Annotated in this window: 18 protein-coding genes and 1 tRNA gene; 11 read left to right on the top strand and 8 right to left on the bottom strand. The window is 60.2% G+C overall.

Translation table 11 applies throughout. From position 1 onward, the window contains the following. Positions 1 to 78 precede the first annotated feature (78 nt). Positions 79 to 396 (top strand): antibiotic biosynthesis monooxygenase family protein, encoded by a 318-nt coding sequence (locus U1A24_RS05830; RefSeq protein ID WP_322321030.1) that lies wholly within the window; start codon positions 79 to 81, stop codon positions 394 to 396. A 5-nt stretch (positions 397 to 401) separates the two neighbouring features. Here the strand turns inward: U1A24_RS05830 and uvrB are convergent, their stop codons facing one another. After that, a complete protein-coding gene (gene uvrB, locus U1A24_RS05825) occupies positions 402 to 2,582 on the bottom strand; it encodes an excinuclease ABC subunit UvrB (RefSeq protein ID WP_322321029.1) in 2,181 nt (726 codons plus the stop codon). A gap of 318 nt (positions 2,583 to 2,900) precedes the next feature. On the opposite strand from uvrB, the gene U1A24_RS05820 reads away from it, so the two are divergent. From U1A24_RS05820 to U1A24_RS05805, 4 genes are all read left to right on the top strand, one after another. Further along, positions 2,901 to 3,212, top strand: coding sequence for an ETC complex I subunit (locus U1A24_RS05820; RefSeq protein WP_322321028.1), 312 nt, complete (start codon positions 2,901 to 2,903; stop codon positions 3,210 to 3,212). A gap of 77 nt (positions 3,213 to 3,289) precedes the next feature. Beyond that, the gene (locus U1A24_RS05815) at positions 3,290 to 4,735 is read left to right on the top strand and encodes a hypothetical protein (protein ID WP_322321027.1); all 1,446 of its coding nucleotides are present in this window, start codon (positions 3,290 to 3,292) and stop codon (positions 4,733 to 4,735) included. Positions 4,736 to 4,745: 10 nt separating this feature from the next. Continuing rightward, positions 4,746 to 5,210 (top strand): GNAT family N-acetyltransferase, encoded by a 465-nt coding sequence (locus tag U1A24_RS05810; RefSeq protein ID WP_416173462.1) that lies wholly within the window; start codon positions 4,746 to 4,748, stop codon positions 5,208 to 5,210. Between the two features lie 31 nt (positions 5,211 to 5,241). Beyond that, a tRNA-Arg gene (locus tag U1A24_RS05805) sits at positions 5,242 to 5,318 on the top strand. A 73-nt stretch (positions 5,319 to 5,391) separates the two neighbouring features. Here U1A24_RS05805 and U1A24_RS05800 read toward each other — a convergent pair. From U1A24_RS05800 to U1A24_RS05790, 3 genes are read right to left on the bottom strand one after another with little or no spacing between them, the layout of a single operon-like run. After that, complete coding sequence (locus U1A24_RS05800) at positions 5,392 to 6,189, bottom strand: 3-methyl-2-oxobutanoate hydroxymethyltransferase (protein WP_322321026.1); 798 nt, start codon at positions 6,187 to 6,189, stop codon at positions 5,392 to 5,394. After that, positions 6,189 to 6,503, bottom strand: a complete 315-nt coding sequence (locus tag U1A24_RS05795) for a MocE family 2Fe-2S type ferredoxin (RefSeq protein WP_322321025.1) — start codon at positions 6,501 to 6,503, stop codon at positions 6,189 to 6,191. Before U1A24_RS05795 ends, U1A24_RS05800 begins: the two co-directional genes overlap by 1 nt. Positions 6,504 to 6,506: 3 nt before the next feature. Then, on the bottom strand, positions 6,507 to 7,595 hold the full coding sequence (locus U1A24_RS05790; protein ID WP_322321024.1) for a fatty acid desaturase family protein: 1,089 nt from the start codon (positions 7,593 to 7,595) through the stop codon (positions 6,507 to 6,509). Positions 7,596 to 7,734: 139 nt separating this feature from the next. On the opposite strand from U1A24_RS05790, the gene U1A24_RS05785 reads away from it, so the two are divergent. The 5 genes from U1A24_RS05785 (at position 7,735) to U1A24_RS05765 (ending at position 12,716) form a co-directional block, all read left to right on the top strand. Next, the gene (locus tag U1A24_RS05785; RefSeq protein ID WP_322321023.1) at positions 7,735 to 8,760 is read left to right on the top strand and encodes a LacI family DNA-binding transcriptional regulator; all 1,026 of its coding nucleotides are present in this window, start codon (positions 7,735 to 7,737) and stop codon (positions 8,758 to 8,760) included. A gap of 210 nt (positions 8,761 to 8,970) precedes the next feature. Next, the gene (locus U1A24_RS05780) at positions 8,971 to 9,753 is read left to right on the top strand and encodes a TIM barrel protein (protein ID WP_322321022.1); all 783 of its coding nucleotides are present in this window, start codon (positions 8,971 to 8,973) and stop codon (positions 9,751 to 9,753) included. Positions 9,754 to 9,834: 81 nt separating this feature from the next. After that, positions 9,835 to 10,776 (top strand): sugar ABC transporter substrate-binding protein, encoded by a 942-nt coding sequence (locus tag U1A24_RS05775; RefSeq protein WP_322321021.1) that lies wholly within the window; start codon positions 9,835 to 9,837, stop codon positions 10,774 to 10,776. 111 nt (positions 10,777 to 10,887) lie between these two features. Next, the gene (locus U1A24_RS05770; protein WP_322321020.1) at positions 10,888 to 11,961 is read left to right on the top strand and encodes an ABC transporter permease; all 1,074 of its coding nucleotides are present in this window, start codon (positions 10,888 to 10,890) and stop codon (positions 11,959 to 11,961) included. Continuing rightward, complete coding sequence (locus tag U1A24_RS05765; protein ID WP_322321019.1) at positions 11,958 to 12,716, top strand: ATP-binding cassette domain-containing protein; 759 nt, start codon at positions 11,958 to 11,960, stop codon at positions 12,714 to 12,716. The genes U1A24_RS05770 and U1A24_RS05765 overlap by 4 nt, the downstream gene beginning before the upstream one ends. A 36-nt stretch (positions 12,717 to 12,752) precedes the next feature. On the opposite strand, the gene U1A24_RS05760 is transcribed toward U1A24_RS05765, so the two are convergent. After that, positions 12,753 to 13,955 (bottom strand): MFS transporter, encoded by a 1,203-nt coding sequence (locus U1A24_RS05760; RefSeq protein ID WP_322321018.1) that lies wholly within the window; start codon positions 13,953 to 13,955, stop codon positions 12,753 to 12,755. Positions 13,956 to 14,028: 73 nt separating this feature from the next. Between U1A24_RS05760 and U1A24_RS05755 the strand changes: the two genes are divergently transcribed. Further along, complete coding sequence (locus U1A24_RS05755) at positions 14,029 to 14,484, top strand: MarR family winged helix-turn-helix transcriptional regulator (protein ID WP_322321017.1); 456 nt, start codon at positions 14,029 to 14,031, stop codon at positions 14,482 to 14,484. Positions 14,485 to 14,508: 24 nt separating this feature from the next. Here the strand turns inward: U1A24_RS05755 and U1A24_RS05750 are convergent, their stop codons facing one another. From U1A24_RS05750 to U1A24_RS05740, 3 genes are all read right to left on the bottom strand, one after another. After that, the gene (locus tag U1A24_RS05750) at positions 14,509 to 16,449 is read right to left on the bottom strand and encodes a cation:proton antiporter (RefSeq protein WP_322321016.1); all 1,941 of its coding nucleotides are present in this window, start codon (positions 16,447 to 16,449) and stop codon (positions 14,509 to 14,511) included. A 149-nt stretch (positions 16,450 to 16,598) separates the two neighbouring features. Continuing rightward, positions 16,599 to 17,840 carry a mandelate racemase/muconate lactonizing enzyme family protein gene (locus U1A24_RS05745; protein WP_322321015.1) on the bottom strand — a complete coding sequence of 414 codons (1,242 nt, stop codon included), beginning with the start codon at positions 17,838 to 17,840 and terminating at the stop codon, positions 16,599 to 16,601. A 30-nt stretch (positions 17,841 to 17,870) separates the two neighbouring features. Then, positions 17,871 to 19,088, bottom strand: a complete 1,218-nt coding sequence (locus tag U1A24_RS05740; protein WP_322321014.1) for a TCR/Tet family MFS transporter — start codon at positions 19,086 to 19,088, stop codon at positions 17,871 to 17,873. Between the last annotated feature and the right edge of the window lie 10 nt (positions 19,089 to 19,098).

The raw sequence follows: 19,098 nt of genomic DNA, 5'->3' as shown, positions 1-19,098 counted from the left end.
TGCCGCGAAAACCTGTCGCTGCCAAGTCCCTTGCCCGACTCACCGCCACCCCCTAGCCTTGCGGAAAAGGAGCCCGCCATGACCGAAATCTCCGCCAGCTTCCAAGGCCAGACCATCATCACCACCTTTGAGATGACCCCCGCCACCGCCCATGATCTGATCGAGGCGCTGCAATCTGCTTACGACGAATTTATCCGGCATCAACAGGGGTTCATCGGCGCCGGGCTGCATATGAATGACGCGATGACGCGGGTGTGCAACTACTCCAAATGGCAGCGGCGCGAGGATTATCAGGCGATGCTGCGCAGCCCGGAAATGCGCGAGCGGAACCGCGCGATCAATACGCTGTGCAAGGGGTTCGAGCCGGTGATGTATGAGGTGATCGCGGCGTTTTAGCCTGCCTACTTCCGCCGCCGTGCCTTGCCACCGCGCATTCCGGCCCGGCCCCCGGTTGAGCGTCCCGACAGTTTCACAGCCTCTTCAACGGCTTCTTCCACCACCGACTGCCGCGCCAGCGGATCGTCGGCAATGGTCAGTTCCACCGCCTCCAGCCGTTTTACTTCATCTCGCAGGCGCGCGGCCTCTTCGAACTCCAGGTTCTCTGCGGCTTTGCGCATCGCCAGACGCAAGCCGTCCAGATGGCTGGCGAGGTTATGGCCAAGCATCGGGCGGTCGATCTTCGCCGTCACCCGTGCTTGATCGGTGTCGCCCTGGTAGATGCCCAGCAGCACATCCTCGACATTTTTCTTGATCGTGGTGGGCGTGATGCCGTGCAAGGTGTTGTAAGCAATCTGTTTGTCGCGCCGCCGTGTGGTCTCGCCAATCGCGCGCTCCATGCTGCCGGTGATCCGGTCGGCATACATGATCACCCGACCATCCGAATTCCGTGCCGCGCGGCCAATCGTCTGGATCAACGAGGTTTCCGAGCGCAGAAAACCTTCTTTGTCTGCGTCCAAGATCGCCACCAGCCCACATTCCGGGATGTCCAATCCTTCGCGCAGAAGGTTGATGCCAACCAGCACATCAAACGCACCAAGCCGCAAATCCCGAAGGATTTCAATGCGTTCAATGGTGTCGATGTCCGAGTGCATATAGCGGATGCGGATGCCCTGTTCATGGAAATACTCGGTCAGATCCTCGGCCATACGCTTGGTCAAGGTCGTCACCAGCACGCGCAGGCCAAGGGCGGCCACACGGCGGATTTCGTCCAGCAGGTCATCCACCTGCATATCCACCGGGCGAATTTCGATCTGCGGATCGACCAGCCCGGTCGGCCGGATCACCTGTTCAACAAACACGCCGCCGGTTTGCTCCATCTCCCACGCCGCTGGAGTGGCCGACACAAACACTGTTTGCGTGCGCATCGCGTCCCATTCTTCGAACTTCAGCGGGCGGTTGTCCATGCAGGACGGCAGGCGGAAGCCATGTTCTGCCAGTGTCATCTTGCGTCGGAAGTCACCCTTATACATGCCGCCGATCTGCGGCACCGAAACATGAGATTCGTCTGCAAAAACAATAGCATTGTCGGGGATGAACTCGAACAGCGTCGGTGGTGGTTCCCCCGGCGCGCGCCCCGTCAGATAGCGCGAGTAGTTTTCAATGCCGCTGCAAACCCCGGTGGCCTCCAGCATTTCCAGATCGAAGGACGTCCGCTGTTCCAGCCGCTGCGCTTCCAGCAACTTGCCTTGCGACACCATCAAATCCAGCGTCTGCCGCAGCTCTTTCTTGATGCCGATCACCGCCTGATTCATCGTCGGGCGCGGCGTGACGTAGTGCGAATTGGCGTAGATGCGGATTTGCTTGAAACTGTCGGTCTTTGCCCCGGTCAGCGGATCAAACTCGACAATCGCCTCGAGTTCCTCACCAAAGAACGAAAACCGCCATGCCCGGTCTTCAAGGTGGGCCGGCCAAACCTCGACACTATCGCCGCGCACCCGGAAGGTGCCGCGCTGGAACGCCTGATCGTTGCGTTTGTAGGCCTGCGCCACCAACTCGCCCAGCACCTGCCGTTGGTCATAACTTTGCCCAACCAGCAGATCTTGCGTCATCGCCGAGTAGGTTTCCACCGAGCCGATACCGTAGATACACGACACCGAGGCCACGATGATGACATCATCACGCTCCAGCAGGGCACGGGTGGCCGAGTGGCGCATCCGGTCGATCTGCTCGTTGATCTGCGATTCCTTCTCGATGAAGGTATCGGTGCGGGCAACGTAGGCCTCGGGTTGGTAGTAATCGTAGTAGGAAACGAAGTATTCCACCGCATTGTCGGGGAAGAAGGTCTTGAACTCACCGTATAACTGCGCGGCCAAGGTTTTGTTGGGGGCCAGAATGATCGCCGGGCGCTGGGTTTGTTCAATCACCTTCGCCATGGTGAAAGTCTTGCCGGTGCCGGTGGCCCCCAGCAAAACCTGATCATGCTCGCCCGCCAGAACGCCGCGCGACAGTTCTGCAATCGCCGTGGGCTGATCGCCTGCGGCTTCAAACTGGGTTTTCAGCACAAACCGCCGCCCGCCTTCCAGCTTGGGGCGGGTCAGCACCTCGGGGCGCTCAGACAGGGCATTGATGTTGTTATGGGGCACGGTGATTCCCTCCGAAGCACAATCTATTCCGTTTTTGTTCACGGGGAAGAGCTGGGAAAGCAGTTGTTAACCTATCTTTCGCTAAAGTGAAGAATGGCGATGCAATTTTAACGAAAATGCAGATCAAAGATGCACTTTATGGTTGTTTTGAAGGGGAGGCTGCGGCAATCTCACCCTGCAAGCAGCAAACTCAGCTGTCGGTTGGTCGCACCACACACCCCACCTACACCCCTCGCGACCAATCGACAGCCCCTTCCGGGCTTGCGTTTTCCTGTCAATTTCGGAATAAACCTACCTAACGCTTAGGGAGTTTTCATCATGCGCGCCCGCATCTATCAGCCCGCCAAGACAGCCATGCAGTCTGGCACAGCGAAAACCACGGGCTGGGTGCTGGAATTCGCCCCGGCTTCGGCGCGTGAGGTTGACCCGCTGATGGGTTGGACCAGTTCTTCAGACACCCAGGCACAGGTCAAACTGCGCTTTGACAGCCGTGAGGCCGCCGAAGCTTATGCTGTTGCAAACGCTATTGAATTTGATGTGACCGAGCCGCAAAAACGCAAGGCTCTGATCCGCCAGCGCGGCTATGGTGAGAATTTCGCGACCGACCGTCGTGGTGTTTGGACCCACTGACGCCGCAGCAAGCATTACCTGTGTCCAGAACATTTGGGCGTTTTCTCTCCGCTATTTCAAACAAGAAAGGTTCATCGATGCGTTATTCTTCATTCATTGCCCTGCCGCTTAGCCTTTGCGCCAGCCTCGCTTCGGCAGAAGCGACGCCGGAAGGCGCGGCTGCTCTGACCGCCACCTTCCAGAACTACCTTGGCACCACTGAGGGCGTGGTTGCTGTCGCGGTCGATGGCGACTCGTATGTCGTCACCATCGACCCCGCGCCGCTGGTCGCCAAGATCCCGGCCGAGGGGCTGACAGCCACGGTGTCGCCGCTGAACCTGACGCTGACCGATAACGAGGACGGCACTTGGGATTACAGCCTCGATCAGCCGGTGTCGCTGGCCTATACGATGCCCGGTGTAATGAGCACCAAGACCGAATACGGCTCTGTTCAACTGACCGGCGTGTTCGACGAGGCTTTGGGCGATACCTCGGAATACCACTTTGAGATGTCGGATGTTGTTTCCGAGCAGACCCAACCCGATCCGATGGGCGGCGAAATCGTCGTCAAGGCTACGCAAGACAGCATGGTGATGGACGGCACGGCTGTGGCGGCCACGATGGGCGTCGATGGCCAGTTCACCACCGAAACCAGCGGTATTGTCTATGAAATGACGATGCCGATGGGTGAAGGTGCCCCGCCGATCAACCTGACTGCAACAATTGCCGAGGGCAGCGGTTCGGGTGGCATCAAAGGCTACAAACCGCAGGCGCTCTATGGGTTGCTGGCGTGGTTCGTTGCGCATCCCGATGCAGCCTTGATCGAGGCGGACAAGGCCGGGTTGAAAACCCAGCTTCAATCGGCGCTGCCCATCTTTGAAAACCTTGCTGTGACAATGTCTTACAAGGATATCACCGTGGCTTCGCCCGTGGGCGAGTTTGGGCTGGACGAGGCGGCAGTTGTCGTTGACATGAACGGCGCTGTGACAGACGGCAAGTTCCGTGAAGCCTTCACCCTAAGCGGCCTGACCGTGCCCGAAGGTGTGTTGCCGCCCTTCGCAGCACCACTGGTGCCGACCGACCTGACGCTTGATTTTGCGGTGTCGAAGTTCGATCTGGCTGCTGCGGCGAGCCTTGGCCTTGGTCTGCTGGATCTGCCGACGGGCACCCCTCCGGGCCCCGAGTTTGAAGGTCAGATGCTGGCCGCATTGCTGCCCGAAGGTGTGGTGGACATCACCCTCGCACCGGGTGGTGCCACGGCTCCGGCCTATACCTTGGGCTTTGAAGGCGCGATGACCGCTGGACCTGCGATGCCGATGCCGGTTGGCAAGGGCACCGTTACCCTGAAAGGCTTGGAGGAAATCAAAGCTGCGCTGATGGCAAGCCCGCCGGAAATGGGCATGCAAGAAATGGCGCCGATGTTGGACATGGCGCAAGCGATGGCCAAACCCGGTGCCGATGGCGCATTGGTCTGGGAAGTCGAATCCACCGCGACCGGCGGATTGCTGGTCAATGGCACCGACCTGATGGGCGCGCCTCAGTGAGTTTGACGCAATGAGTGTGACCATCACCAAGGAAAGCCCGCTCAACGCGGATCTGGCGCTGCTGATGCAGCGCCACAGCGAAGACATGCACGCCGATACGCCGCCGGAAAGTATCCATATGATGGATGCCTCGGAACTGGCGATCCCCGAGGTGGATTTCTTCGTGCTGCGTGATGGGGGGCAACCCTTGGCGATGGGCGCGTTCAAACGCATCGACGCCAGCCATGCCGAGATCAAATCCATGCATGTGCTGACCGAGGCGCGGGGCAGGGGCCTGTCACGCACCATGCTTGATCATCTCTTGGCCGAAGCCAAAGCCGCTGGCCTGAAACGCCTCTCGCTTGAAACCGGTGTGCAACCCACTTTCGTCGCCGCCCGCGCGCTGTATTACAAAGCCGGGTTTGAGGATTGCCCGCCGTTTGAAGGCTACACGCTGGACCCGAACTCGCTTTACATGACGCGCAGCCTTGCGTAACGGCCCATCCTGCCGCACATAGGCATTCTGCGGCTCCGTAGCTCAACTGGATAGAGCACGGACCTTCTAAGTCTGGGGTTGAGGGTTCAAGTCCTTCCGGAGTCGCCATTTCTCTGCCACAAATCAAACCGCCCGCCGTTTCGCACGGCGGGCGGTTTGATGTTTCAGCCTTGGATTGGCCTTAGTCCTGCCCCTCCAGCCATTCCCGAAACGCCGCCACCACGTCAGCGTCACTATCCACCATATACTGCGGCGCGGGATACGCCCCGTCATGCACGTCGCTGGCAAATGCCGTCATCGCGGCGATCCGCAACTGCTGCAACCGCGCGTGTTCGCTGGCGAAATCGGCGTAGCGTTTGGCATGGCGCGGCACATGGCCACTGGTTTGCCCCAGCACATCATCGCTGAACAGATATTGCGCATGGCCCGCAGGCCCAGCCCCCATCGAGATCAGGAACAGTCCGGTTTTGGCGGCTATCGCTTCGGTGATCGAATGTGGCACCACCTCAATCTCCACCGCGAACGCCCCCGCCGCCTCCAGCGCCTTGCATTGCTGATAGACCAGCTGCGCCGAAGCCAAAGTCTTACCGACCGCCTTAAATCCACCCGTCCATGTCCGCTTCGACGGGATCAACCCAACATGGCCGCAGACCGGCAAACCGTGATCCGCCATCGCCTTCACCGTCTGCAAAGACCCCGAGCAATAAAACCCATCCGCCCCGGCCTTGAACAGCGGAAACGCCCATTTCAGGAAGTCCGCCGTATCGCCGATTTCGTAGAAATTATCCCCCGGAAAGGCGAAAGCATTCGGCGCGGCATCGCGAAACTGCCGGTCCAAAATCATCGCAGGCGGGATCGACAGCAACTCCACTCCGGCCTTTTCGGCAGCCTCTGCTTCCTGCAACGTCTCCACCCGCAGCATGGCGAACTGGTGCTTGCCGCGCGCATCCAGCAAATCCTTGACCGTCAAACGTGCCATCAGGACACCTGAATGAAGACGCGACCGCCCTCAACCTTCACCGGATAGGTTTTCAGATTGATGCACACCGGCGCGCGCTTGGCCTCGCCAGTGCGGTAATCAAACTGACCATTGTGCTTCGGGCATTCGATCACATAATCCATCACCAACCCATCTGCCAAATGCACCTCTTCATGCGTGCATTTGCCCGCCGTCGCGTAAAATTCACCATCCGGCGCATGGTAAATCGCATAGGTCGCCCCAGCATGATCGAAGCGGATCAGATCCTCCGCGTCGATGTCATCAGTGGCACAGGCGTCAATCCATTGGGTCATGTTCTACTCCGCAGCAGTCGGGGCGGCCCCAAGGGCTGCCAGATGAAAGTCTTCACGGTAAGGTTTGGCGGTGGCGGGAAGCTCGCGCTTCAGGAAATAATCCTCATAGGCCAACTGCCGCCGCAGCGCGGGCCACATCTCGCGAAACGCCTGCGCAATCGAAGTATTCGGCGCGGGCAGGTCATGTTTGATCGCGTCATGCAGCCGGGGCAGGGCGTGATACGGCACCATCGGGAACATGTGATGTTCGACGTGATAGTTCATGTTCCAATAGATGAAGCGGCTGACCGGATTCATATACACCGTCCGCGAATTCAGCCGGTGGTCGATCACGTTGTCGGCCAGCCCGCCATGCTGCAACAGCCCGGTCATCACATGATGCCACGCGCCATAGATCCGCGGCAGGCCGATCACCATCAACGGCAGGATCGAGCTCATCCAGAGCGCCAGCGCCAAAGTCGCGCCATAGATCACGGTCGAAATCCGCGCCACCCGCACCACCTTCGGCCATTCGCTTTCCGGCACATAGGTTTTCTCGGTCGGATGCACGCCGATGAAGGCATTATATAGCATCCGCGGGAAGAACGCCGCCACATCCGGCAAACCAAAGAACCCGGCGATCAGCTTGGCAAAAGCCGGAGGCCGCATCACCGCAATCTCGGGGTCACGCCCGACGATATAGGTGTCGGTATGGTGGCGGGCATGGCTCCAGCGCCAGGTCGCCGAGTTGCGCATGATCATGAAACTGGCAATCTCGTAGACCGCATTGTTCATCCACGGGATCTTGAACGCCGTGCCGTGGCTGCATTCATGCCAACGGCTGTCGCTGGCCGAGCCATAAAGCACCCCATAAGCCAGCCAGAACGGTGCCGACCACCACGACGGCCACAGATAAATTCCGATCCCCGCGAAGGCGATCATCAGCCCATACAGCAGCACGGTATCGCGGATCGCAGGCGCGTCACTGCGCTGCATCAGCGCCTTCATTTCTTTGCGTGGCACCTCGGTGTGATACCACTCCGCCGCCGCCAGACCCGTCTCCACCGCCCGCGCGCCGTCCGGCCCCAGCAGCGAATAATCGCGTTTTGTCATGGAAGCTCCCCCTCTCTGACCAGTTCTGCACACTAAATAGAAGATAAATTCTATTTTTTGCCAAGCCAAGCTCTGGCATTTCTCATCATATTTCGTCAGAATGACCGCATGGGTGATGTAAACTCATCAGGAGAATGCGATGAAACGCTTGGGAATGGCAGACTTGGCGCGCGCGGCGGGGGTTTCGATTGCCACGGTAGATCGCGTGCTGAACGGACGCGAACCTGTGCGCGAAGACACCCGCGCCCAGATCATCGCGGCGGCGGAACGCATCGGCCACCCCGCCGCGCGTCGTTTGTCGCCGCGCCCCACCGATCTGCGCGAAATCCGCTTTGGCGTCGTGCTGCACAAGCAGGGGCAGGATTTCTACAAGGCCTTCGCCGAGGCCCTGCACCGCGCCGTCGCACAGGCCCCCGGTGTGCAGGGCCGTCTGGTGCTGGAGTTTTCCAGCAGCCAGGCCCCCGGTGAGATGGCCACCGCCCTGCGCGCGATGGCGGGGCGCTGCGATGTGCTGGCCGCCACCGCCGTTAACCACCCCGAAGTGACGGCGGCGGTTGAGGAGCTTTCCAGCAAAGGCCTCGCGGTGTTTTCGCTGCTGTCAGATTTCGCCCAAGGTGCCCGCGCGGGCTATTTGGGGCTGAATAACCTGAAAGTGGGCCGCACCGCAGGCTGGTTCATGCATCAAACCGCTCGAAAGCCCGGCGTGATGGCGCTGTTTGTCGGTGGCCATCGCTGGCATGGCCACGAGCTGCGCGAGACCGGATTTCGCGGCTACTTGCGCGAATGTGCGCCGCATCTGACGGTTCTCGATACGCTGGTTAACCTTGAGACGCGGCAACTGACCTATGAGGCCACCCTCAACCTGCTGGCCCGTCAACCTGATCTGCGCGGCATCTATGTGGCCGGTGGTGGCATGGAGGGCGCGATTGCCGCCCTGCGCGAGGCCCGCGCGCCGGGCGAAATTGCATTGATCGTGTCGGCCCTCACCCCCGAATCGCGCAGCGGTCTGGCCGAGGGTCTGATCACCCTGACCGTCGATACCCCGCTGGAAAAGCTGTGCCGCGACCTGATGGTGATCATGACCCGCGCTGCCACCGAAGGCCGTGGTCCCGGAGGCTTGCAGCATTTTCTGCCGCCTGATCTGCATGTGTCCGAGTCTATCTGACACCGGCTTTGACCTGACATTTCGTAGCAAAGCGCAAGGCCGCGAAAGTAATCTCGGCAAAACACATCATCTCGCGAACCTCACGGTAGAACTAATGGATGATTTACGGCTTGAAATAGAATATCAATTCTACGACAGTTGCAGAACTGGCCCGAGGAGGGGCCGTGAGTCGAGGAATTTCCAAACATGCTGCCTTTCGCGCTGAACCATATGACCACACCAAAACTGGGCTGGCTGGCCTTTCTTGATCTGGCGCAGTCCTTAGGCTGTGAGGGTGTCGAATTCCGCAATGATTTCCAGACCCCGCTGTTTGATGGTGCAGACCCCGCCGAAGTGGGCAGCGCTGCCAAAGCGCGCGGGTTGCGCATCCTCGCGCTGGCCGAGGTTAAAATGTTCAACGATTGGTCCGATGCCAAACGCGCCGAGGCCGAAGCCCTGATGAAAATCGCCAAGGCTTGCGGCGCCGAAGCCATCAGCCTGATCCCGCGCAATGACAATGTGGCGACCTCACGTGCCGAAAGCCGCCAAGTCACCGAAACCGCCCTGCGCGCCCTGCTGCCGATGCTGCAATCCTACGGTCTTAAGGCCATGGTCGAACCGCTGGGGTTTGAGGTCTGTTCCCTGCGCTACAAAGACATTCTGGCGGAAGTCATCGAAGCCGTCGGCGGCAAAGGCACCTATTTCATCGTGCATGACACCTTCCACCATGCCCTTGCTGGCGGTGGCCCGATCTACCCCGATCTGACTGGAATCGTGCATGTCTCCGGCGTCAAGGACAGCCTCTACGTCAATAACATGCGCGACTCGCACCGGGTTCTGGTTGATGCCGATGACCTGTTGGGCAACGTCGCTCAAATCCGCGCCTTGCGCGCTGCGGGCTACACCGGCGCCATCAGCTATGAGCCTTTCGCCGCATCGGTCCACGATCTGGCTGACCCCAAATCCGCGCTTGCGGCATCTATGGAATTCATCCGCGCGGGCGTTGCTGCCTGACCCGGACAGAATACCGCCCTTGGGAGAGGGCGGTCCGGCCAAAAACGGTGTGCCGGACACCGACTTGTGGAGGAGAGACACATGAAAAAGACCCTTATGACCGCCAGCTTTGTCGCCCTGATGGGCACTTCGGCGATGGCGGATGGCATCGGCGTGTCGATGGCGCTGTTTGACGACAACTTCCTGACCGTTCTGCGCAACGGCATGGATGCCAAAGGCAAGGAACTCGGCGTGTCGCTGCAAATCGAAGACGCGCAGAACGACGTCGCCAAGCAGTTGGACCAGATCAACAACTTCATCGCCTCGGGTGTGACCGCGATCATCGTCAACCCGGTCGACACTTCGGCGACCCAAGCGATGTCGGACGCCGCCGCCGCTGCCAACATTCCGCTGGTCTATGTCAACCGCCAGCCGATCAACGTCGACACGCTGCCCGACAACCAAGCCTTTGTCGCCTCGAATGAGGTCGACTCTGGCACCTTGGAAACCATCGAAGTTTGCGCGCAGTTGAAAGCCGCTGGCAAAGACAAAGCCAATGTGTACGTCATGATGGGCGAGCTTTCCAACCAAGCCGCCGTTCAGCGCACCGCTGACATCCATGACGTGATGGCCGCTGGCAAATGTGTCGTCGAACTGACCATCATCGACGAGCAAACCGCCAACTGGAGCCGCGATCAGGCGCAAACCCTGATGACCAACTGGCTGTCCTCGGGCACCGCGTTTGATGGCGTCATCGCCAACAATGACGAAATGGCAATCGGCGCGATCCAGGCGATGAAAGCCGCCAATATCGACATGGCTACCGTCGTGGTCGGCGGCATTGACGCCACCCAAGACGCGCTGGCGGCGATGCAAGCGGGCGATCTTGATGTGACGGTGTTCCAGGACGCCGCAGGGCAGGGCGCGGGCGCTCTGGATGCGGCAATCAAGCTGTCGAAAGGCGAAGCCGTTGATCGGAAAGTCTATGTGCCGTTCCAACTGGTGACCCCGGCGAACGTCGCCGATTACGCTGCCAAGAACTGATCCCTGACGGGAAAGAAGGGCGATACCGCCAAGGTGTCGCCCTTTGTCCGCATCCGCGCCGGGAAACGCGGGGGACTGTTTTCATCTGACAAACTTGGGGGAGAGAAGCCCGTGGCAGAACCGACGCATGGCCTAGGTGGCCTGAAATACGATCCATCGAAGAAAGCCCGACCGCAAGAATTGAACGTGTTCATCGCGTTTCTGATCATCGTCGTGGCGTTTGAGGTTTTGGGTCGCCTGATCATCGGCGACAGCTTTCTGTTCAACACCCGTGAGGGCACCACAGGCCTGTTCAACACCCAGCGCCTCTCGATCATCATCCTGCAAGTCGCCACCGTCGGCATCATCGCCATCGGCGTGACGCAAGTGATCATCACCGGCGGGATTGACCTGTCTTCCGGCTCGATCGTCGGCGCCAGTGCTATGGTCGCGATGAGTTTCGCGCAAACCGCCCTCGTCAACGGTAACCCCAACCCGAAAGCCATCTTTGGTGATTGGGCGATGGATCTGCCGATCCTCATTCCCATCCTTGTCGGCCTAAGCTGCGGCCTGATCGCAGGCCTGATCAACGGCGCATTGATCGCCTATACCAAAATCCCGCCCTTCATCGCCACGCTTGGCATGATGGTTTCGGCCCGTGGCTTCGCTCGTTGGTGGTCCACCGGCAACCCGATTTCCTTCCCAACCGAAAGCTACAACGCCATCGGTTCTGGCATGCGCCCGGTGTTCGTGTTCATCACCTTGGCCGTACTGTTTCATCTGATCATGACCTACACCAAATACGGCAAGCACAGCTATGCCATTGGTTCCAATGAGCAAGCCACCCGGATGTCGGGCATCAACGTCGACCGTCATAAGGTGCTGGTCTATGTCATCGCCGGGATGCTGGCCTCAGTCGCCGCCATCGTCGTGTCGTCCAAGGGCCAGACCGCACAGGCGAACATGGGGGTGATGTATGAACTCGACGCCATCGCCATGGCAGTGATCGGCGGCATATCCCTGCAAGGCGGGCGCGGCTCGATCATCGGCACGGTGATTGGCGCGCTGATCTTCGGCGTGATCATCTCGGGCTTCACCTTCCTCAGATTGGACGCCTATTACCAAGAGATGGTGAAAGGCGCGATCATCATCGGCGCGGTGGTGCTGGATCAATGGCGGCAAAAAAGCCGGGGGGCACGGGCATGAGCGAATTTATCCTTGAAACCCGTGGCCTGACCAAACGCTACGGCGGCGTGCACGCGCTGGAAGACGCCAATTTCACCCTGCGCCACGGGGAACATGTTGCCGTGGTTGGCGACAATGGCGCGGGCAAATCGACCTTCGTGCGCCAGATCACCGCCGTGGAGCAACGCTCGGCAGGTGATGTGATCTTTGACGGCGCACCCGTGAATTTCGCGGGCCCGCTGCAAGCCCGCGAATCCGGCATTGAAACCGTGTTCCAAACCCTCGCCTTGGCAGACGATCTTGACGTGCCGTCCAACCTGTTTCTCGGTCGCGAGCTGTTCAAGCTGAAACTCGGGCCGTTTTCGATCCTCGACCGCAAGGCGATGCGCGAGAAGACGATGGAGGCGCTGAAGACGACAGCGGTGAAAATCCCCAACGTCGACAACCCGATCCGCAACATGTCGGGCGGTCAGCGCCAATGCGTCTCGATTGCCCGCACAGCGGCGTTTGCGTCGAAACTGGTGATCATGGACGAACCCACCGCGGCTTTGGGCGTGCAGGAAACCGCGCAGGTCGAAAACATCATCCGCGGCTTGAAAGAACGCGGTGTGCCGCTGATCCTTGTCAGCCATAACCTGCGGCAAGTCTTTGATCTGGTGGACCGTATCGTGGTGTTTCGCCGGGGCCGCATCGTCGCGTCTTTGCGCAAGGATGAAACCGACGGCAACGACATCGTCAGCTACATCACCGGCGTCAAAGGCGGCGTTGAGGTTTAAGCCCATCACCCTGCCCGTATAGGGCAGGGCCACCCCTTAAGCCAAAGCCCCCACCACAGGCGGCTTGGCGAAAGGCCGAAACGTTATCGCCACCGCAAAAGCCGCCAACCCCAATGCAAAGCAGGTGATGTAAAGCCCGCCATAGCTGCCGGTGGTGTCAAAAATCCAACCGCCCAACACCGGCCCGGTTGCCATCCCCAAACTGCCCGCCATGCCGATGCCACCCATGATGGTGCCCATCATCTTCATCGGGAAATTCTCGCGCACCAGCACCGAATACAGCGGCATGATCCCGGCATAGATAAAGCCAAACAGCGCCGCTATCGCGTAAAACTGCCCCAGATCGCGGGCAAAGAAATAGCCCAAGGCCCCGAACGCCTGCACCAGCAGCCCCGCCACCAGCACGCGTTTTGCCCCAAACCGATCCCCCATCACGCCAAACCCAATCCGCCCGAACATCCCGGCGATACCTTCGACCGAGTAAATAGACACCGCCGCCAGCGCCGCGATGCCGCAAATCTCGGCATAGCTGACGGTGTGAAAGATCGGCCCTGAATGCGTGGCGCAGCAGAAGAAATTCGTCGCTACCAGTACGACGAACTGCGGCGAGCGCACCGCCCCCCGCACCGTCATCGTCGTGTCCGGCGCATCAAACCCCGTAATCTCGTCTTGCACCGGCGGGCGCTTCAACAGCACAGCCAGCGGCAAAGTCACCGCCGCCACAAGTCCCGCCAAGATCGCCAGCACCGTGCGCCAGTCGTAACTCTGCACCAGCCATGCCGCCAAGGGCGACATGGTGACAGGCGCCATCCCCATCCCCGCCGACACCAGCGACACCGCCAGCGCGCGCTGCGTGGAAAACCATCCCGTCACCGTCGCCATCAGTGGCGCAAAGAACGCAGCCACCGATCCACCGACCAAAACGCCAAAACAAATCTGAAACATCAAAAGTGAGGTCGCTTGCCCCGCCAGCCACAAACTCACCGAGAACAGCGCCGCCCCTGCCATCACCACGGGTCGTGCGCCATAGCGATCCGACAGCGCCCCCCAGATCATCGCCATCGCCGCCATCGCCAGAAACGCAAAGGTCATTGCCGCTGAAATGCCCGTCCGCGACCAACCGGTCGCCTCGACCATCGGTGTCAGCAAAACCGGCAACGAGAACAACGCCCCCATCGCGACGCAACCCATCACCCCGCCCGCCGCCACGATCACCCAGCGATACCCAGAATCCGCCATGCTTCCCCCCGTGCAGGCTGGCTGCGACAACCCGCCGCTTGTCCTGCTCCACATAGTTTGATATCAATATAAAATGCAGCAATCAAGCCTCCCCATCGAAACCGTTCTTCAGATCCGCGATCAATGCCTGTGCCTTGCGGCCCAACGCGCGGCGCGCAAACTGGCCCGCCGTTTTGACCGGTTGTTCGCGCCTTTGGGCCTGACCAATGGCCAGTTTTCGATGCTGGTCGCGCTGAGCGGCCAATGGCAGCCGCGCATGGGCGAGTTGGCCGAGTTTCTGGCGATGGATGCCACCACGATGACCGCCGCCGCAAAAACCTTGGAAAAACGCGGGTTGTTGCAGTTGATCCCCGATCAAACCGATGCCCGCGCACGCCGCCCGGTGCTGACCGAAGCAGGCCGCGTTCTCGTCGGCCAAGCGGCCCCACTCTGGTGTGCCGAGCATGGCAAGCTTCATGCAGAACTGGCCGAAACCCACGCGTCAACTGATCCGAAAGCCTTGGCACAGCTGTTGTCGCAGCTTGGCTGAACAGGCCTTAGCCAGAAACTGGGCTCAGCCAGAAATCTTTTCTGGCTCTACATTTTCCAACGGTGGCTCAATTTGCTCTTCCAGCCCGCCGCGCTCGGCTCCCGGCAACAGCGTCTCAAACGCGGGCTTGCCCAAAATCTCGGCGAATTTCACGATCAGTTTCTGATCGACCTCTGCCGTCAACTCGCGCGCCCGCGCCACATAGGCGGCATTCTCAAAGTTCGGAATCTTCGGATCATAGTGATCGGCCATTGCGCGCATGATCTTCTGATCCGCCACATGATAGACCTGCCGCATCGCCTCGGCCTGCTCGGGCGTCGCGCCCAAAGCCTCGAACGCCGAGCGCCCCATGCGGATCGAACTGTCATAGGTTTCGCGGATAATATCCCGGCACCCCGCCGCCCACAGATCATACACATGGTTCCGATCCACCGCCCGCGCGATCACGTGCAGGTTCGGATAGGAGGCCACCGCATGGCGCACCATTTCAGTGATCTGGTCGCGATCATCAATCGCGATCACCAAAAGCTTGGCCTCGGCAATGCCCGCCGAATGTAGAATATCGGGGCGTGAGGCATCGCCGAAATAGGCCTTCACGCCAAATTTTGCCATCATTTCCAACTGCTTGCTGCTGAAGTCGATCACCGTGGTATGATAGCCCGCAGCCCGCAGCATCCGGTTGACCAAGCCGCCAACCCGGCCAATGCCTGCGATGATGATATGGCTGGGGTCCGTGATCTCGTCGGCCTCGCGCTGCGATGTTTCGGCAAAACGAGGGGCGATCACCTTGTCGTAAAAAATGAACAACCCCGGCGTCAGCAGCATCGACAACGCCACGATCAGCAGCAGCTTGTCAGCAATCTCGGGCGGCAGCACGGCAGACGACACCATCAGTGAGATCAGCACAAAGCCAAACTCCCCCGCCTGCGCCAAGGCCAGCCCGAACAGCCACTTATCTGCCCCCGCCAGTTTGAACACCCGCCCCAGCACCAGCAACACCAGCACTTTGATTGCGATCAGCCCAAAGGTCAGAGCCAAAATCTGCCCCAGATTGCCCCACAGCAGTGCAAAGTTCACCCCCGCGCCGACGGTCATAAAAAACAACCCCAGCAGCAGCGCCTTGAACGGGTCGATGTCGGATTCCAGCTCATGCCGATACTCAGAGTTCGCCAGCACAACCCCCGCCAGGAACGTCCCCAAGGCCGGCGACAACCCCACCAGCGTCATCAGCAGTGCGATGCCAATCACCATCATCAGCGCCGTCGCGGTGAACAACTCATGCAACTGCGCCGAGGCCACAAACCGAAACACCGGCCGCGTCAAATAGCTGCCGCCCAAAATGACGCCAATGATCGCGGCAATGTTGACCAAAGCCACCTGCCAGCCGTTCAGCCCGGCCACCAGCGTGAACGCTTCGGCATGATCGGTCACACTGTGGCCGCCCTGCAACTCCGGCAAAGCCAGCAGCGGGATCAGCGCCAGCATCGGGATCACCGCAATATCCTGCGTCAAAAGCACCGCAAAACTGGCTTGGCCCGCATCGCTTTTCAGCAAGCCCTTTTCACCCAAACTCTGCAAAACAATCGCCGTGGACGACAGCGAAAACACCAAGCCCACCGCCAGCGCCACCGACCAGCTCTGACCCACCGCCATCGCCACCGCCATCACCGCCAGTATGGTCAAGGCCACCTGCCCACCGCCCAAGCCCAAAAGCCGCGCCCGCATGTCCCACAGGTTCTTCGGCTCCAGCTCCAGCCCGACCAGAAACAGCATCATCACCACGCCAAACTCGGCAAAATGCTGGATCGAGATCAGATCCACCTGCAAAATCGCCAACACCGGGCTGATCAAAATCCCCGCGATCAGATAGCCCAGCACCGACCCAAGGCCCAACCGCGCTGCAATCGGCACCGCAAACACCCCGGCGACAAGGAAGATGAAGGCCAGCAACAGAAAATCGGTCATGAACGCATCCTTTGGGGGGTGGCCCGTTCTACGCGAGAATCGTTACCGCAAACAGCCGATTTTTGAGAAAAATCGTGGCCCCGCCACAACGGAGCCACTTGCGCACCGAAGCGGCGGATCGCTGGAGGATCTGCCGCAATATCAGGCGGTCAAACCGTGGTTGGTGCAGGCGCTCCGCCCTCAAACCGATTGCCGTGGCGATAATCGCACGGCGCTTCCTGCATCTGCAAATGCAATGCCGTCCCGGTATAGGGATGCGCCCGCGCCACATCCTCATCAAACTCGATCCCCAAGCCGGGCGCTGTCGGCGGCAGGATATAGCCATCCTCCCATTTCAACGAATGCTTGATCAGCTTCAGATGAAACGCGCCCCCGGTCTGAATGGTCTCTGCCATCAGGATGTTCGGGATCGACACCGCGAAATGCACATTCGCCGCCCATTCCACCGGGCCCGCATACAAATGCGGCGCCATCTCGGCGTTGAACACCTCGGCCATCGCGGCGATTTTCTTCGCCTCCCAAATACCGCCGACACGCCCCAAGGCAGGCTGCAAAATCTTCACCCCACCATGCCGCAACAAAGCGCCAAACTCGGCTTTGGTGGACAACCGCTCGCCGGTCGCCAGCGGCACCCGCACCGACCGCGCCACTTCCGCAAACTCGGCCAGATTATCCGGCGGGATCGGCTCTTCATACCACAACGGATTATACGGTTCGATCGCCACCCCCAACCGGATCGCCCCCGGCGTGGTAAATTGCCCATGCGTGCCAAACAACAGATCCGCCTTGTCGCCCACCGCCTCACGGATTTTCTTGCAGAACTCGACCGAGCGCGAAATATCCGACATCGCAGGCTCATGCCCGCCGCGAATGGTATAGGGGCCCGCCGGGTCAAACTTCACCGCCGTAAAGCCCTGCTGGACACACAAAGCCGCAGCTTCGGCGGCCATATCGGCATTTACCCAGAAATCCGCCGGAATCTCTCCGGGCTGCGGATAGAGATAGGTGTAAGACCGTACCTTCTCATTCATCATCCCGCCGAGCAGTGCCCATACCGGACGATCCCGCGCCTTGCCCAAAATATCCCAGCAGGCAATCTCCAGCCCCGAAAACGCCCCCATCACGGTCGGGTCAGGCCTCTGCGTGAAGCCCGAAGAATAGGCGCGGCGATACATCAACTCGATGTTTTCGGGGTTCTCGCCCAGCATATGCCGCTCGAACACATCATGGATCACCGCATCCATCGCGCGGGGGCCAACGGTCGAGGCATAGCACTCGCCATAGCCAACGATGCCGTTGTCGGTGGTCAGCTTCACAAAGGTCCAATAGCGCCCGCCCCAGCCCGGCGCGGGCGGAGCCACGGTGAAAATCTCCAGATCTCTCAGCTTCATATAAGCCTCCCTGTTTCGGGTCAGGCTAGCCTAGGGTCGCGGCGCTTCGCGCGTTCGCGCGACAAAGATTAGCAAACCCGCGACCATAATTGTCGCAGACAGCAGAAATGGCGCACCCGGAAGGTAAAACGGTGCCGACGCAGAGGTGAAAATCCCAAACACCCACGTCATCACCAAAGGGGCTACAATCATCGCCAAAGCGTTCAGCGATGAGTTCACCCCCTGCAACTCGCCCTGCTGATTTTCCGGCACCGCGCGCGACATCATCGCCTGCAAGCTCGGCCCGGTCACCCCGCCCAAAGCCGCAATCGGCGTGAACACCAGCGCCCAGAAGCCCGAGGTCGCAAGGCCGTAAAACCCATAAGACACCACCTCCAGCCCCATGCCCACCGCCGCCGTGCGCCGCTCGCCCATTCGCCGGATCATCGGGGCCACCAGCAAGGCTTGCGTCAACGCCATGCACACCCCGAACCCCGCCAGCGCAAAGCCGATCCACCGGGCATCCCAGCCAAACGCCGCCTTGCTGTAATAGGCCCAGATCGCTGGCCAGACGTTGAACGTCACCGCATACAGGAAACTGACCAGCAACAGCGGCTTCAACCCCGGCAAGGTGCGGATCGCGCGCAGCGAGGCCAACGGATTGGCGCGCCCCCAAGTAAAGCCGCGCCGATGCGCCAAAGCCAAACTCTCTGGCATCACGAACCAACCAAACACCAGATTGGCGAAGGCCAGACCCGCCGCCGCCCAGAACGGCGCGCGGGTATCAATTCCGGCCAGCAGCCCGCCCAGCATCGGCCCTGCCACAAAGCCAATGCCAAACGCCGCCCCGATCAAGCCAAACCGCTTCGCCCGTGCGTCCGGGGCCGAGATATCCGCCACATAAGCATTCGCCGTCGAATGCGTCGCCGCCGCGACCCCCGCGACAATCCGCGCCGCCAGCAACAGCCAAACCGTATGCGCCAAGGCCATCGCAACATAATCCAGCGCCATTACCGCCAAAGACACCAGCAACACCGGCCGCCGCCCGTATCGGTCCGATAGGTTGCCCACCAAAGGCCCGCACAGAAACTGCATCACCGCAAAAGAGGTCGCAAGCAAGCCACCCCAAAGCGCCGCCTCGCCTAAACCGGAGTGGGTCACTTCCTCCATCAGATCCGGCATCACCGGAAAGATCAGCCCGATGCCGATCGCATCCAGCGCCACCGTGAACAGAATGAACAGCAAACTCAGATTGGCGCGGGCGAACATATGGACCTCA

Source organism: Cypionkella sp., assembly GCF_034376685.1.
Taxonomy (GTDB): domain Bacteria; phylum Pseudomonadota; class Alphaproteobacteria; order Rhodobacterales; family Rhodobacteraceae; genus Cypionkella.
Note: the sequence above shows the minus strand (reverse complement) of the source record. Positions and strands in the feature narration are given on the sequence as shown.